General features: G+C 50.9%; 11 protein-coding genes and 1 pseudogene. 6 read left to right on the top strand and 6 right to left on the bottom strand.

Features of this window, described 5'->3' with window-relative positions; translation table 11 throughout:
- Nucleotide 1: 1 nt before the first annotated feature.
- Nucleotides 2–934, bottom strand: coding sequence for an acyltransferase (locus HGD79_RS15050; RefSeq protein ID WP_001311257.1), 933 nt, complete (start codon nucleotides 932–934; stop codon nucleotides 2–4).
- Nucleotides 935–1,297: 363 nt separating this feature from the next.
- Here HGD79_RS15050 and polA point away from each other — a divergent pair, with 363 nt between their 5' ends.
- Complete coding sequence (gene polA / locus HGD79_RS15045) at nucleotides 1,298–4,084, top strand: DNA polymerase I (RefSeq protein ID WP_000250006.1); 2,787 nt, start codon at nucleotides 1,298–1,300, stop codon at nucleotides 4,082–4,084.
- A gap of 381 nt (nucleotides 4,085–4,465) precedes the next feature.
- On the opposite strand, the gene yihA is transcribed toward polA, so the two are convergent.
- Entirely contained in the window at nucleotides 4,466–5,098 is a 633-nt protein-coding gene (gene yihA, locus HGD79_RS15040; RefSeq protein ID WP_000183349.1) for a ribosome biogenesis GTP-binding protein YihA/YsxC, read from the bottom strand.
- Nucleotides 5,099–5,394: 296 nt separating this feature from the next.
- Here yihA and HGD79_RS26660 point away from each other — a divergent pair.
- The 3 genes and pseudogenes from HGD79_RS26660 to hemN all read left to right on the top strand — a co-directional run bounded on the left by HGD79_RS26660 (nucleotide 5,395) and on the right by hemN (nucleotide 7,751).
- Nucleotides 5,395–5,561: pseudogene (locus HGD79_RS26660) on the top strand (hypothetical protein).
- Nucleotides 5,562–5,679: 118 nt separating this feature from the next.
- Nucleotides 5,680–6,189: a Der GTPase-activating protein YihI gene (gene yihI / locus HGD79_RS15035; RefSeq protein WP_001295266.1), complete on the top strand. Its 510-nt coding sequence runs from the start codon at nucleotides 5,680–5,682 to the stop codon at nucleotides 6,187–6,189.
- Between the two features lie 188 nt (nucleotides 6,190–6,377).
- Nucleotides 6,378–7,751: an oxygen-independent coproporphyrinogen III oxidase gene (gene hemN, locus HGD79_RS15030; protein ID WP_000116090.1), complete on the top strand. Its 1,374-nt coding sequence runs from the start codon at nucleotides 6,378–6,380 to the stop codon at nucleotides 7,749–7,751.
- Nucleotides 7,752–7,940: 189 nt separating this feature from the next.
- Here the strand turns inward: hemN and HGD79_RS15025 are convergent, their stop codons facing one another.
- The 4 genes from HGD79_RS15025 to glnA all read right to left on the bottom strand — a co-directional run bounded on the left by HGD79_RS15025 (nucleotide 7,941) and on the right by glnA (nucleotide 12,361).
- Nucleotides 7,941–8,051: a YshB family small membrane protein gene (locus tag HGD79_RS15025; RefSeq protein WP_000893994.1), complete on the bottom strand. Its 111-nt coding sequence runs from the start codon at nucleotides 8,049–8,051 to the stop codon at nucleotides 7,941–7,943.
- A 111-nt stretch (nucleotides 8,052–8,162) separates the two neighbouring features.
- Nucleotides 8,163–9,572, bottom strand: a complete 1,410-nt coding sequence (gene glnG, locus HGD79_RS15020) for a nitrogen regulation protein NR(I) (protein ID WP_001188777.1) — start codon at nucleotides 9,570–9,572, stop codon at nucleotides 8,163–8,165.
- Between the two features lie 11 nt (nucleotides 9,573–9,583).
- The gene (gene glnL, locus HGD79_RS15015; protein ID WP_000190577.1) at nucleotides 9,584–10,633 is read right to left on the bottom strand and encodes a nitrogen regulation protein NR(II); all 1,050 of its coding nucleotides are present in this window, start codon (nucleotides 10,631–10,633) and stop codon (nucleotides 9,584–9,586) included.
- A 318-nt stretch (nucleotides 10,634–10,951) separates the two neighbouring features.
- On the bottom strand, nucleotides 10,952–12,361 hold the full coding sequence (glnA, locus tag HGD79_RS15010; protein WP_001271717.1) for a glutamate--ammonia ligase: 1,410 nt from the start codon (nucleotides 12,359–12,361) through the stop codon (nucleotides 10,952–10,954).
- Nucleotides 12,362–12,733: 372 nt separating this feature from the next.
- Here glnA and typA point away from each other — a divergent pair, with 372 nt between their 5' ends.
- Together typA and HGD79_RS15000 are read left to right on the top strand one after the other, a co-directional pair.
- Nucleotides 12,734–14,557, top strand: coding sequence for a ribosome-dependent GTPase TypA (typA, locus tag HGD79_RS15005; protein ID WP_000570668.1), 1,824 nt, complete (start codon nucleotides 12,734–12,736; stop codon nucleotides 14,555–14,557).
- 216 nt (nucleotides 14,558–14,773) lie between these two features.
- Entirely contained in the window at nucleotides 14,774–15,484 is a 711-nt protein-coding gene (locus tag HGD79_RS15000; protein ID WP_000147427.1) for a GntR family transcriptional regulator, read from the top strand.
- Nucleotides 15,485–15,487 lie beyond the last annotated feature (3 nt).

The following is a 15,487-nucleotide window of genomic DNA, read 5'->3' as shown; positions in this document are numbered from 1 at the left end:
CTTACTTATTCTGACGCTGTGATGACATGAGAGACGTCAGAAGCCGGTCTTTTTCCTGCCACAATGAGTTCAGCCATTGCTGAAAATGGCGCTTAAAGCTTTTGTCATTGATGTAGTCGCCATGTAACTCATCGGCAATAGGCTGTAAATCCACATGTACGACAATCCGCGTCAGTTTACCGCTTAACATATCGAAGAACGGCTGACGGTTATTGTCCGGATAACACAGCGTAACATTAAGCAGTTTATCGAATTGTTTACCCAGTACATTTAGCGCCATCGCAATGCCTGCCGCCTTTGGTGGCAACAAGTTTTGAAAAGTGGAGTGGGTTTGCTGATGTTTTTCTTGCGTGAAACGGGAGCCTTCAACGAAATTGACAATGGTGGTGGGATGCAGGCGAAACTTTTCACAAGAACGCCGAGTGGTTTCAACATCTTTACCACGTCGCTCCGGATGACGTAATAAATAAGCGCGGGAATAACGCTTCATAAACGGCATATCCAGCGACCAGCACGCCAGGCCAAGAAATGGCACCCAGGCCAGCTGTTGCTTGAGGAAATATTTATTCATCGGAATGTGCTTACGAAACAGCACGCACAGTACGACAATATCTGCCCAACTACGGTGGTTACAAATAAGCAGATACCAGTTCTTCTTACTTAACCCTTCCAGCCCGTGAACTTCCCATTGCAGGTGTGGGTTCAGATGCAGTAATACCGCCAGACCTTCACACCAGCAATACATCATAAAATCACAAAAACGCGAAACCTTTCGCCAAATGACTGGCACAGGTAGCAATAGTTTTACAATCCCGGCAATGATGATCGGGACGGAACAAAAAATAGTGACCAAAATGGTCAATACGATACTCAGCAAAAGGGTTATCGCAGCGAGTATTCTCGTCATAATGAATTTATTCAAAAGGTTAGCCATAGACAGTGCGCTAAAGAAGCGCAAGGCGCAGATTTTAGCAGAAAACGACCCAAATAACGGATGATCCTTAAGGAGAAAAATAATTCATATCTATCCACATTAGAAAAAATCCCATTATCTCAATTATTAGGGATGGATTTATTTTTAACTGCATGAAAAACAAAGACAAACATCATGCTGTAAAAAGCATGATAATAAATTAAAAGCGATGTAAATAATTTATGCACAAAGTTATCCACATGACGATTTGCGAGCGATCCAGAAGATCTACAAAAGATTTTCACGAAAAGCGGTGAAAAACTCATGTTTTCATCCTGTCTGTGGCATCCTTTACCCATAATCTGATAAACAGGCACGGACATTATGGTTCAGATCCCCCAAAATCCACTTATCCTTGTAGATGGTTCATCTTATCTTTATCGCGCATATCACGCGTTTCCCCCGCTGACTAACAGCGCAGGCGAGCCGACCGGTGCGATGTATGGTGTCCTCAACATGCTGCGCAGTCTGATCATGCAATATAAACCGACGCATGCAGCGGTGGTCTTTGACGCCAAGGGAAAAACCTTTCGTGATGAACTGTTTGAACATTACAAATCACATCGCCCGCCAATGCCGGACGATCTGCGTGCACAAATCGAACCCTTGCACGCGATGGTTAAAGCGATGGGACTGCCGCTGCTGGCGGTTTCTGGCGTAGAAGCGGACGACGTTATCGGTACTCTGGCGCGCGAAGCCGAAAAAGCCGGGCGTCCGGTGCTGATCAGCACTGGCGATAAAGATATGGCGCAGCTGGTGACGCCAAATATTACGCTTATCAATACCATGACGAATACCATCCTCGGACCGGAAGAGGTGGTGAATAAGTACGGCGTGCCGCCAGAACTGATCATCGATTTCCTGGCGCTGATGGGTGACTCCTCTGATAACATTCCTGGCGTACCGGGCGTCGGTGAAAAAACCGCGCAGGCATTGCTGCAAGGTCTTGGCGGACTGGATACGCTGTATGCCGAGCCAGAAAAAATTGCTGGGTTGAGCTTCCGTGGCGCGAAAACAATGGCAGCGAAGCTCGAGCAAAACAAAGAAGTTGCTTATCTCTCATACCAGCTGGCGACGATTAAAACCGACGTTGAACTGGAGCTGACCTGTGAACAACTGGAAGTGCAGCAACCGGCAGCGGAAGAGTTGTTGGGGCTGTTCAAAAAGTATGAGTTCAAACGCTGGACTGCTGATGTCGAAGCGGGCAAATGGTTACAGGCCAAAGGGGCAAAACCAGCCGCGAAGCCACAGGAAACCAGTGTTGCAGACGAAGCGCCAGAAGTGACGGCAACGGTGATTTCTTATGACAACTACGTCACCATCCTTGATGAAGAAACACTGAAAGCGTGGATTGCGAAGCTGGAAAAAGCGCCGGTATTTGCATTTGATACCGAAACCGACAGCCTTGATAACATCTCTGCTAACCTGGTCGGGCTTTCTTTTGCTATCGAGCCAGGCGTAGCGGCATATATTCCGGTTGCTCATGATTATCTTGACGCGCCCGATCAAATCTCTCGCGAGCGTGCACTCGAGTTGCTAAAACCGCTGCTGGAAGATGAAAAGGCGCTGAAGGTCGGGCAAAACCTGAAATACGATCGCGGTATTCTGGCGAATTACGGCATTGAGCTGCGTGGGATTGCGTTTGATACCATGCTGGAGTCCTACATTCTCAATAGCGTTGCCGGGCGTCACGATATGGACAGCCTCGCGGAACGTTGGTTGAAGCACAAAACCATCACTTTTGAAGAGATTGCGGGTAAAGGCAAAAATCAACTGACCTTTAACCAGATTGCCCTCGAAGAGGCCGGACGTTACGCCGCCGAAGATGCTGATGTCACCTTGCAGTTGCATCTGAAAATGTGGCCAGATCTGCAAAAACACAAAGGGCCGTTGAACGTCTTCGAGAATATCGAAATGCCGCTGGTGCCGGTGCTTTCACGCATTGAACGTAACGGTGTGAAGATCGATCCGAAAGTGCTGCACAATCATTCTGAAGAGCTCACCTTGCGTCTGGCTGAGCTGGAAAAGAAAGCGCATGAAATTGCAGGTGAAGAATTTAACCTTTCTTCCACCAAGCAGTTGCAAACCATTCTCTTTGAAAAACAGGGTATTAAACCGCTGAAGAAAACGCCGGGTGGCGCGCCGTCAACGTCGGAAGAGGTACTGGAAGAACTGGCGCTGGACTATCCGTTGCCAAAAGTGATTCTGGAGTATCGTGGTCTGGCGAAGCTGAAATCGACCTACACCGACAAGCTGCCGCTGATGATCAACCCGAAAACCGGGCGTGTGCATACCTCTTATCACCAGGCAGTAACTGCAACGGGACGTTTATCGTCAACCGATCCTAACCTGCAAAACATTCCGGTGCGTAACGAAGAAGGTCGTCGTATCCGCCAGGCGTTTATTGCGCCAGAGGATTATGTGATTGTCTCAGCGGACTACTCGCAGATTGAACTGCGCATTATGGCGCATCTTTCGCGTGACAAAGGCTTGCTGACCGCATTCGCGGAAGGAAAAGATATCCACCGGGCAACGGCGGCAGAAGTGTTTGGTTTGCCACTGGAAACCGTCACCAGCGAGCAACGCCGTAGCGCGAAAGCGATCAACTTTGGTCTGATTTATGGCATGAGTGCTTTCGGTCTGGCGCGGCAATTGAACATTCCACGTAAAGAAGCGCAGAAGTACATGGACCTTTACTTCGAACGCTACCCTGGCGTGCTGGAGTATATGGAACGCACCCGTGCTCAGGCGAAAGAGCAGGGCTACGTTGAAACGCTGGACGGACGCCGTCTGTATCTGCCGGATATCAAATCCAGCAATGGTGCTCGTCGTGCAGCGGCTGAACGTGCAGCCATTAACGCGCCAATGCAGGGAACCGCCGCCGACATTATCAAACGGGCGATGATTGCCGTTGATGCGTGGTTACAGGCTGAGCAACCGCGTGTACGTATGATCATGCAGGTACACGATGAACTGGTATTTGAAGTTCATAAAGATGATGTTGATGCCGTCGCGAAGCAGATTCATCAACTGATGGAAAACTGTACCCGTCTGGATGTGCCGTTGCTGGTGGAAGTGGGGAGTGGCGAAAACTGGGATCAGGCGCACTAAGATTCGCCTGAACATGCCCTTTTTTCGTAAGTAAGCAACATAAGCTGTCACGTTTTGTGATGGCTATTAGAAATTCCTATGCAACAACTGAAAAAAAATTACAAAAAGTGCTTTCTGAACTGAACAAAAAAGAGTAAAGTTAGTCGCGTAGGGTACAGAGGTAAGATGTTCTATCTTTCAGACCTTTTACTTCACGTAATCGGATTTGGCTGAATATTTTAGCCGCCCCAGTCAGTAATGACTGGGGCGTTTTTTATTGGGCGAAAGAAAAGATCCGTAATGCCTGATGCGCTATGTTTATCAGGCCAACGGTAGAATTGTAATCTATTGAATTTACGGGCCGGATACGCCACATCCGGCACAAGCATTAAGGCAAGAAAATTATTCGCCGTCCTGCGTTTCTTCTACAGGCTGCATCTCGCTAAACCAGGTATCCAGTTTCTGCCGCAGCTTGTCCACGCCTTGTTTCTTCAACGAAGAAAACGTTTCAACCTGCACATCACCGTTAAACGCCAGTACAGCTTCACGCACCATATTCAATTGCGCTTTACGTGCGCCGCTTGCCAGTTTGTCCGCTTTGGTCAGCAGCACCAGAACGGCGATATTGCTGTCTACCGCCCACTCAATCATCTGCTGATCCAAATCTTTCAGCGGATGGCGAATATCCATTAGCACCACCAGACCTTGCAGGCTCTGACGTTTTTCGAGGTATTCGCCGAGCGCACGCTGCCATTTGCGCTTCATCTCTTCCGGGACTTCCGCATAACCGTACCCAGGCAAGTCAACCAGACGCTTGCCGTCAGCCACTTCAAACAGGTTGATAAGCTGGGTGCGCCCTGGGGTTTTTGAGGTACGAGCCAGGCTTTTCTGGTTAGTCAGCGTGTTCAGCGCGCTGGATTTACCTGCGTTGGAACGGCCTGCAAAAGCCACTTCAATTCCGGTATCGGAAGGTAGGTGGCGAATATCAGGCGCACTCATCACAAAATGCGTCTGTTGATAATTCAAATTAGTCAAAGCGGTCGTCTCCGTCAGTCAAAGCTTTGTGGCGATTATACCTGAACCATAATAAAAGGCGGATTTTTCGGCGTGAGCGTTGTAAGTAAAAGCCATACGCTTTGTGAGACATTGCCGATAGTCTTTATGCGAAATAGCAGAGAAAATTCTGCGATGCATGTCAAATAAGCTATATAAATCAGTGAATTGCTTTTATATAAAACTCTGAAAATGTGCAAATACTGATGGCGGTTGATTGTTTGTTTAAAGCAAAGGCGTAAAGTAGCACCCATAGAGCGAGGACGCTAACAGGAACAATGACTCAGGATGAGGGTCAGGAGCGCCAGGAGGCGAAGACAGAGGATTGTCAGGAAGACAAACGTCCGGAGACGTAATTAAACGGAAATGGAATCAACACGGATTGTTCCGGCTAAAGGAAAAACAGGGTGTGTTGGCGGCCTGCAAGGATTGTAAGACCCGTTAAGGGTTATGAGTCAGGAAAAAAGGCGACAGAGTAATCTGTCGCCTTTTTTCTTTGCTTGCTTTCTGTTAGATTCCGCCGCAAATCTATACTGAATAAAACGGCTAAAAGACGAACCATTATGAAACCATCATCTTCAAACTCACGCAGCAAAGGTCATGCAAAAGCGCGTCGAAAAACACGCGAGGAGCTGGATCAGGAAGCTCGTGATCGCAAGCGTCAGAAAAAACGTCGTGGTCATGCGCCGGGCAGCCGCGCAGCGGGCGGAAACACCACGTCAGGCAGCAAAGGCCAGAACGCACCAAAAGATCCACGTATTGGCAGTAAAACCCCTATTCCATTGGGCGTGACTGAAAAAGTCACCAAACAGCACAAACCGAAGAGTGAGAAACCTATGCTTTCACCGCAGGCGGAGTTGGAATTACTGGAAACGGATGAGCGTCTGGATGCGCTGCTGGAACGTCTGGAAGCAGGCGAAACCCTGAGTGCCGAAGAGCAATCCTGGGTGGATGCTAAACTGGATCGTATTGATGAGTTGATGCAGAAACTCGGCCTCTCTTATGACGATGACGAAGAAGAGGAAGAAGACGAGAAGCAAGAAGACATGATGCGTCTGCTGCGGGGCAACTAACGGATTGCCGCCGTGGGCCTTCCCGTTCTGCTGATAACCCTTCCGGTTATATGTTATCTGGTGTGGTTATTCGTTAAACTACAGCGGTTGTCGCGGCGACAAAAGTGGCTGCGCAACCGGCTAATGACCCGAAACGGGCATCCGCCGGTACGCCGTAGCCGCCAGAGACGCCATCGGAAGGAGTGAGCATGTCTGTACAGCAAATCGACTGGGATCTGGCCCTGATCCAGAAATATAACTATTCCGGGCCACGATACACCTCGTACCCGACCGCGCTGGAGTTTTCAGAAGACTTCGGCGAACAGGCGTTTTTACAAGCCGTGGCGCGCTATCCTGAGCGTCCATTATCTCTCTACGTACATATCCCGTTCTGCCATAAGCTTTGTTACTTCTGCGGTTGCAATAAGATTGTTACTCGCCAGCAGCACAAGGCCGATCAGTATCTGGACGCGCTGGAGCAAGAAATCGTCCATCGTGCACCGCTGTTCGCCGGGCGTCACGTCAGCCAATTGCACTGGGGCGGCGGAACGCCGACGTATCTGAATAAAGCGCAAATCAGCCGCCTGATGAAGCTGCTGCGCGAAAACTTCCAGTTCAATGCCGATGCGGAGATTTCGATCGAAGTCGATCCGCGGGAAATCGAACTGGATGTACTCGATCATTTACGCGCCGAAGGCTTTAATCGCCTGAGCATGGGCGTGCAGGACTTCAACAAAGAAGTGCAACGTCTGGTTAACCGCGAGCAGGATGAAGAGTTCATCTTTGCACTGCTTAACCATGCGCGTGAGATTGGTTTTACCTCCACCAACATCGACCTGATTTACGGCCTGCCGAAACAGACGCCGGAGAGTTTCGCCTTTACCCTGAAACGTGTGGCGGAGCTGAACCCCGATCGTCTGAGTGTCTTTAACTACGCGCATCTGCCGACCATTTTTGCTGCTCAGCGCAAAATCAAAGATGCTGACCTGCCGAGTCCGCAGCAAAAACTCGATATCCTGCAGGAAACCATCGCCTTCCTGACGCAATCGGGCTATCAGTTTATCGGTATGGATCACTTTGCCCGTCCGGATGACGAGCTGGCGGTGGCCCAGCGTGAAGGCGTGCTGCATCGTAACTTCCAGGGCTACACCACTCAGGGCGATACCGATCTGCTGGGGATGGGCGTTTCCGCCATCAGCATGATTGGCGACTGCTACGCGCAGAACCAGAAAGAGTTGAAGCAGTACTATCAGCAAGTGGATGAACAAGGCAATGCGCTGTGGCGTGGTATTGCGCTAACGCGTGATGACTGTATTCGCCGCGATGTGATTAAGTCGCTCATCTGCAACTTCCGTCTGGATTACGCCCCTATTGAGAAACAGTGGGATTTGCACTTCGCTGATTACTTTGCGGAAGATCTCAAGCTGCTCGCCCCGTTAGCAAAAGATGGGCTGGTGGATGTGGATGAGAAGGGAATACAGGTGACGGCGAAAGGTCGCTTGCTGATCCGCAACATTTGCATGTGCTTTGATACCTATCTGCGCCAGAAAGCGCGGATGCAGCAGTTCTCACGGGTGATTTAAATAGTGAATGGCGCTTCGTTTACAAAGTAGAAAACGAAAGCGCCATCAATGTGCTGAGAACAAGATTGCCTGATGCGCTACGCTTATCAGGCCTACAAAACCTGTTGAAAATATTGCTTTTGTAGGCCGGATAAGGCGTTCACGCCGCATCCGGCATGAACAAAGAGCACTTCATCAGCAATCTGAAACTCAACTAAACAGCCCAATCATTGCGGCACACAGCACGGCAGCAACGGCAGTTTGCGGTGTGTGGCTGTCAACTGCGCCACTCGATACCAGATTAATTATTGATTCCAGCATAATGACTCTCCCCGTTTTCCGGGCAAGATCATACTGAACTTATCGGAACAGTAAAGCGCAAAATACCAGCAATTTGCGCTCAATAATCAATCTTTACACACACGCCGTGAATCACTCCATCCCCAGCTCTTTTAACTTACGCGTCAGAGTGTTGCGGCCCCAGCCGAGTAGCCGCGCCGCTTCCTGTTTATGCCCCTGCGTATGTCGCAACGCGGTCGTCAGTAACGTCCGCTCCAGCTCTGGCTGCGCTTCGGAAAGCAGATTTTGATGACCGGAACGCAGCGCTCTGTCTGCCCACTGCGCAAGAAGCGTCGCCCAACTGTCCGGTTGCATTTGCGAAGTACTCTCCGCAACCGTTGATTCAAACAGTTCGCCGGGCAAATCCTGAATCAACACTTCCTGCCCGGCGGCCATCACCGTTAGCCAGCGGCAGGTGTTTTCCAGCTGGCGCACGTTGCCTGGCCACGCCAGACGCGTCAGAGCAGCTTCGGTTTCCGGATGCAGTAACTTCGCTTCTACGCCCAGTTCGCGCGCGGCAACCTGTAAAAAATGGCGCGCCAGACGGGGAATATCTTCCCGACGTTCGCGCAGCGGCGGCAGATGAACGCGGATAACGTTCAGGCGGTGGAACAGATCCTCACGGAACTTACCTTCCTGCACTCGCTGTTCGAGATTCTGGTGAGTGGCAGCGATAATCCGCACATCCACTTTCACCGGCGCATAGCCGCCAACGCGGTAAAACTGACCGTCTGCCAGCACGCGCAGCAAACGCGTCTGCACATCCAGCGGCATATCACCAATTTCGTCGAGGAATAATGTACCGCCATCGGCCTGTTCAAAACGCCCCTGACGAATGGTATTCGCGCCAGTAAACGCGCCTTTCTCGTGGCCAAACAGTTCTGATTCGATCAAATCTTTTGGGATAGCTGCCATATTCAGCGCGATAAACGGCGCTTTGGCGCGCGGACTGTGGCGATGCAGGGCATGAGCGACCAGTTCTTTACCGGTGCCGGATTCGCCGTTAATCAGCACGCTAATAGAAGAACGCGAAAGCCGACCGATAATACGGAACACGTCCTGCATGGCTGGCGCTTCGCCGATGATATCGGTCGTTGGGCCGTTAAGCTGAACATTACGCGGCTGCTGCTGTTCCTGGTAATGACTGATAGCGCGCTCAACCAGCGCCACTGCTTCGTCGATATCAAACGGTTTGGGCAGATAATCAAACGCCCCTTGTTGATAGGCGCTGACGGCAGCATCCAGATCGGAATGTGCGGTCATAATGATGACCGGAAGCATTGGATGGCGCTGTTTAATCTGCTTGAGCAGCGCCAGCCCGTCCATTCCCGGCATACGGATATCTGAAAGCAGCACATCCGGCGTTTTGCTCGCCAGCGCCTCCAGCACTTCTGCGCCGTTCTCAAACGTCGTACAGGTTAAACCTGCCCCAGCGAGCGCACGTTCAAGCACCCAACGGATGGAACTATCGTCATCGACTACCCAGACTATCCCTCGTTGCATAAACGTCACCTTTATTTCCTGATAGGCAGGTAAACCGAGAACTCGGTATGCCCTGGCCAACTGGTAAATTCAATTTTGCCTGAATGCTGATCAATCAAATTACGAGCGATGGATAAGCCAAGCCCGGTGCCACCTTCGCGGCCGCTGACCATCGGGTAAAACAGCGTATCCTGCAAATGAGGCGGAATGCCCGGCCCGTTATCTTCCACATCAATCCGCGCCGCCAGCCGGTAGCGCTCGCCGTGTAAGGTCAGTTGAAACGCGGTGCGGGTACGCAGAATGATTTCACCGCCTTCCGGCCCCAGCGCCTGTAGCGCATTGCGCACAATATTCAGCAAGACCTGTTCAATTTGATCCGGGTCGTGCGCCAGTTCCGGCAGGCTGGGATCGTAATCACGAATCAACCGCACGTTGTCCGGCAGTTCCATCGACACCAGCGTTACCACGCGTTCAGCCACTTTGTGAATACTTTCGGTAACGCGCGTACCGGGCAGCTGCGGCCCCAACAGACGGTCGACCAGATTTCGCAGCCGGTCCGCCTGTTCGATAATCACTTTGGTATATTCGAGTAGTGATGGGTCAGGTAACGCTTTGCTGAGCAGCTGCGCCGCGCCACGTAAACCGCCAAGCGGATTTTTAATCTCATGTGCCAGGCCGCGCACTAAATCACGGGCAGCAACCTGCTGGGCGTGCTGTAGCTGTTCCTGACTTAAGCGGCGCTGGTTATCCATCGGAGCCATCTCCAGCAGGATCATGCCGTCCGGCATACGCTGGGCCGTCACAGAAAGGATATGCGAGCGCCCGTCGATGACCAGCGTCACTTCGTTATCGGTAAAACCTTGCCCCGCCTCCAGACTTTCTTGCATCAGCTCGATATTTAATGAGAAGTAGCTCAACAGTTCCGGTAACGGTGTACCAAACAATTTGCGGGAGCTTTGGGCGAGCAGTTGTTGCGCGGCAGGGTTGGCGTAATGGATCGCCAGGTTGTCATCGATTAACAAAATACTGTTAATCAGCGAGTTGAGGATCTGCCCAGCATCGGGCTGCGTGCCTGTTGCCATAAAGCAGTCTCCTGAACAGGTTGCACCATTTTAGTGCATTATAGCTTTTTACGGATAAAAAGCGCGAAGCATCAGAGAATTGACGGAGAAAAAAGCCCATGCAGAGATGGGCTGAAATTTCCACGGCAACTAAAAACCAGTCCCATCAGGCTATTTTATTTGCCATTTTGAACCTGGGCAGTGCTCGAACTCCTCACGTACCAGTGTACGCTCCGGGTTCTGCGCGCTGTCCGTGTTCAAACTGGCTGCAACAATTACGCCAGATGGGCCTGGTTTGAACCTCCGGCGTTGTTGCGCCGGGTAGTACAACTTCAACTATTAGACGCTGTAGTACAGCTCAAACTCTACCGGATGCGGAGTCATACGCACGCGGTCATCTTCTTCGCGACGCAGAGCGATGTACGCATCAATTGCTTCGTCAGTGAACACGCCACCGGCTTTCAGGAACTCGCGGTCCAGATCCAGTTCGTTCAGTGCTTCTTCCAGAGAGCCTGCAACCTGTGGGATCTCTTTCGCTTCTTCTGGCGGCAGGTCATACAGGTTTTTGTCCATGGCTTCGCCCGGATGGATCTTGTTCTTGATACCATCAAGACCGGCCATCAGCAGGGCAGCAAAGCACAGGTACGGGTTAGCTGCCGGATCCGGGAAACGTACTTCGATACGACGTGCTTTCGGAGAAGAAACCACCGGAATACGGATAGACGCAGAACGGTTACGCGCAGAGTAAGCCAGCATTACCGGTGCTTCATAGCCCGGGACCAGACGCTTATAAGAGTTGGTGGTCGGGTTTGCCAGGGCGTTAATCGCTTTAGCGTGTTTGATTACGCCGCCAATGTAGTACAGCGCCTGCTCAGACAGACCTGCGTATTTGTCGCCTGCGAACAGGTTAACGCCGTTTTTAGACAGAGACATGTGGCAGTGCATACCGGAGCCGTTATCACCGAACATCGGTTTTGGCATAAAGGTCGCGGTTTTACCGAAGCGGTGCGCTACGTTGTGCACAACATATTTGTAGATCTGAATTTCGTCAGCTTTTTTGGTCATGGTATTGAAGCGGGTAGCCACTTCGTTCTGACCAGCAGTCGCTACTTCGTGGTGATGGGCTTCAACCACCAGACCCATCTGTTCCATCACCAGACACATTTCAGAACGAATATCCTGAGCCGAGTCTACCGGTGGAACCGGGAAGTAACCGCCTTTCACTGCCGGACGGTGACCTTTGTTACCACCTTCGTATTGGGTGGAGGAGTTCCATGCGCCTTCGATATCGTCGATAGCAACGTGGGAACCGGAGATAGATGATCCGAAACGGATGTCATCGAACAGGAAGAATTCAGGTTCTGGCCCGAACAGTACGGTGTCGGCAATGCCAGTGGAACGCAGGTAATCTTCGGCGCGCTTCGCAATGGAGCGCGGGTCACGGTCATAGCCTTGCAGGGTGCCAGGTTCAAGGATGTCGCAACGGATAATCAGGGTGGAGTCGGCGAAGAACGGGTCAATCACTGCGGTGGATGCGTCTGGCATCAGCACCATGTCGGACTCGTTAATGCCTTTCCAGCCGCCAATCGAGGAGCCGTCAAACATTTTGCCTTCTTCGAAGAATTCAGCATTCACCTGATGAGCAGGGATAGTGACGTGCTGTTCTTTACCTTTAGTATCGGTGAAGCGCAAATCAACAAACTTCACTTCGTGCTCGTTCAGCATCGTCAGTACGTGTTCAGCGGACATACTTTAACTCTCCTGGATTGGTCATGGTCGTCGTGGTAACGAAATCTGCAATTATTTTGGCCGTGTCGCCGTAAAAAAGATAAAGCGAAATCTGTGCCAACTTTTAAATTGCCCCTAAAAGGCGTTATCATGCGCACCATCGTGCAAAAGGGCTGCACCACGATGTGAATGTTGCACCAATATAGTGCTTCAATGGAAACATTAAGCACCATGTTGGTGCAATGACCTTTGGATAACCCTTTTTATGCTCCGTGAAAGCGATCACAAAGGGACTCTGCAATACTTGTTTGCGGAGGATGTTTGTGATCCTGTTTTGTAGTGCGATTAATCCGTGTACAATAACGCGCTATTTCTAATGCCTGAGGCAAAGTTGTGATCGAAAAATTGCGTAATATCGCCATCATCGCGCACGTAGACCATGGTAAAACCACCCTGGTAGACAAGCTGCTCCAACAATCCGGTACGTTCGACTCTCGTGCCGAAACCCAAGAGCGCGTGATGGACTCCAACGATTTGGAGAAAGAGCGTGGGATTACCATCCTCGCGAAAAACACCGCTATCAAATGGAATGATTACCGTATCAACATCGTTGATACCCCGGGGCACGCCGACTTCGGTGGTGAAGTTGAACGTGTAATGTCCATGGTAGACTCAGTGCTGCTGGTGGTTGACGCATTTGACGGCCCGATGCCGCAAACGCGCTTCGTAACCAAAAAAGCGTTTGCTTACGGCCTGAAGCCGATTGTTGTTATCAACAAAGTTGACCGCCCTGGCGCGCGTCCTGATTGGGTTGTGGATCAGGTATTCGATCTGTTCGTTAACCTCGACGCGACCGACGAGCAGCTGGACTTCCCGATCGTTTACGCTTCTGCGCTGAACGGTATCGCGGGTCTGGACCACGAAGATATGGCGGAAGACATGACCCCGCTGTACCAGGCGATTGTTGACCACGTTCCTGCGCCGGACGTTGACCTTGACGGTCCGTTCCAGATGCAGATTTCTCAGCTCGATTACAACAGCTATGTTGGCGTTATCGGCATTGGCCGCATCAAGCGCGGTAAAGTGAAGCCGAACCAGCAGGTCACTATCATCGATAGCGAAGGCAAAACCCGCAACGCGAAAGTCGGTAAAGTGCTGGGCCACCTCGGTCTGGAACGTATCGAAACCGACCTGGCGGAAGCTGGCGATATCGTTGCGATCACGGGCCTTGGCGAACTGAACATTTCTGACACCGTTTGCGACACGCAAAACGTTGAAGCGCTGCCGGCACTCTCCGTTGATGAGCCGACCGTTTCTATGTTCTTCTGCGTTAACACCTCGCCGTTCTGCGGTAAAGAAGGTAAGTTCGTAACGTCTCGTCAGATCCTGGATCGTCTGAACAAAGAACTGGTACACAACGTTGCGCTGCGCGTAGAAGAAACCGAAGACGCTGATGCGTTCCGCGTTTCTGGTCGTGGCGAACTACACCTGTCTGTTCTGATCGAAAACATGCGTCGTGAAGGTTTCGAACTGGCGGTATCCCGTCCGAAAGTTATCTTCCGTGAAATCGACGGTCGTAAACAAGAGCCATATGAAAACGTGACTCTGGACGTTGAAGAACAGCATCAGGGTTCTGTAATGCAGGCGCTGGGCGAACGTAAAGGCGACCTGAAAAACATGAATCCAGACGGTAAAGGCCGCGTACGTCTCGACTACGTGATCCCAAGCCGTGGTCTGATTGGCTTCCGTTCTGAGTTCATGACCATGACTTCCGGTACTGGTCTGCTGTACTCCACCTTCAGCCACTACGACGACGTACGTCCGGGTGAAGTGGGTCAGCGTCAGAACGGCGTACTGATCTCTAACGGTCAGGGTAAAGCGGTCGCGTTCGCGCTGTTCGGTCTGCAGGATCGCGGTAAGCTGTTCCTCGGTCACGGTGCAGAAGTTTACGAAGGTCAGATTATCGGTATTCATAGCCGCTCTAACGACCTGACTGTAAACTGCCTGACCGGTAAGAAACTGACCAACATGCGTGCTTCCGGTACTGACGAAGCCGTTGTTCTGGTTCCGCCTATCCGCATGACTCTGGAACAAGCTCTGGAGTTCATCGATGATGACGAACTGGTAGAAGTGACCCCGACCTCTATCCGTATTCGTAAACGTCACCTGACGGAAAACGATCGTCGTCGCGCCAACCGCGCACCGAAAGACGATTAATTTCGTTTTTTAGTCATAAAAAACCTGCCAGCGATGGCAGGTTTTTTTTTGCCTGTCGTGAGCACTCAGCAATGCGAGTATCTCCCTTATAAGTCTGTGGTTACGTCAATAGAGAGCTTTGTCACAATTATCTGCAAAGTCATACGCCGTTAATTGCTTTCTTTTTTGGCGTAAGCGTAAGATGCCTCATCTGGTTTAAACCAAAAGGATTAAACAATGACGGGAAATCAATCCACCGTAGAAAATGCAAAAGAGAAACTGGATCGGTGGTTAAAAGATGGCATCACTACGCCGGGTGGAAAACTCCCTTCAGAAAGAGAGCTGGGAGAGCTGCTGGGCATTAAACGTATGACGCTGCGCCAGGCGTTGCTGAACCTCGAGGCAGAATCCAAAATCTTCCGTAAGGATCGTAAAGGGTGGTTCGTGACTCAGCCGCGATTTAATTACAGCCCGGAGCTGTCGGCGAGCTTTCAGCGGGCCGCAATTGAGCAAGGGCGGGAACCTTCCTGGGGGTTTACCGAGAAAAACCGTACCAGCGATATTCCCGAGACGCTCGCGCCACTGATTGCAGTGACACCATCAACTGAACTCTATCGCATCACCGGCTGGGGGGCGCTGGAAGGACATAAAGTTTTCTATCACGAAACATATATTAATCCTGAAGTTGCTCCGGGTTTTATTGAACAACTTGAAAACCACTCATTTTCTGCAGTCTGGGAAAAGTGCTACCAAAAAGAGACGGTAGTAAAAAAATTGATTTTCAAACCCGTCAGAATGCCGGGCGATATCAGCAAGTATCTTGGCGGTTCTGCGGGTATGCCAGCGATCTTAATTGAAAAGCATCGCGCCGACCAGCAAGGCAATATTGTCCAGATAGATATTGAATATTGGCGATTTGAGGCCGTAGACCTCATCATTAATCTGTAGGTG

It is taken from the genome of Escherichia sp. SCLE84, assembly GCF_012584495.1.
Classification (GTDB): Bacteria; Pseudomonadota; Gammaproteobacteria; order Enterobacterales; family Enterobacteriaceae; genus ECMA0423.
The sequence above is the reverse complement of the archived record's forward strand: the minus strand, read 5'-3'. Positions and strand labels throughout refer to the sequence as shown.

Bases quoted from the DNA above. Each gene is read 5' to 3' on its own strand.
- HGD79_RS15000 (WP_000147427.1), top strand. From the start codon at position 14,774: ATGACGGGAAATCAATCCACCGTAGAAAATGCAAAAGAGAAACTGGAT.
- HGD79_RS15025 (WP_000893994.1), bottom strand. From the start codon at position 8,051: ATGCTGGAATCAATAATTAATCTGGTATCGAGTGGCGCAGTTGACAGC.
- glnL (WP_000190577.1), bottom strand. From the start codon at position 10,633: ATGGCAACAGGCACGCAGCCCGATGCTGGGCAGATCCTCAACTCGCTG.
- HGD79_RS15050 (WP_001311257.1), bottom strand. From the start codon at position 934: ATGGCTAACCTTTTGAATAAATTCATTATGACGAGAATACTCGCTGCG.
- polA (WP_000250006.1), top strand. From the start codon at position 1,298: ATGGTTCAGATCCCCCAAAATCCACTTATCCTTGTAGATGGTTCATCT.
- glnA (WP_001271717.1), bottom strand. From the start codon at position 12,361: ATGTCCGCTGAACACGTACTGACGATGCTGAACGAGCACGAAGTGAAG.
- yihI (WP_001295266.1), top strand. From the start codon at position 5,680: ATGAAACCATCATCTTCAAACTCACGCAGCAAAGGTCATGCAAAAGCG.
- glnG (WP_001188777.1), bottom strand. From the start codon at position 9,572: ATGCAACGAGGGATAGTCTGGGTAGTCGATGACGATAGTTCCATCCGT.
- hemN (WP_000116090.1), top strand. From the start codon at position 6,378: ATGTCTGTACAGCAAATCGACTGGGATCTGGCCCTGATCCAGAAATAT.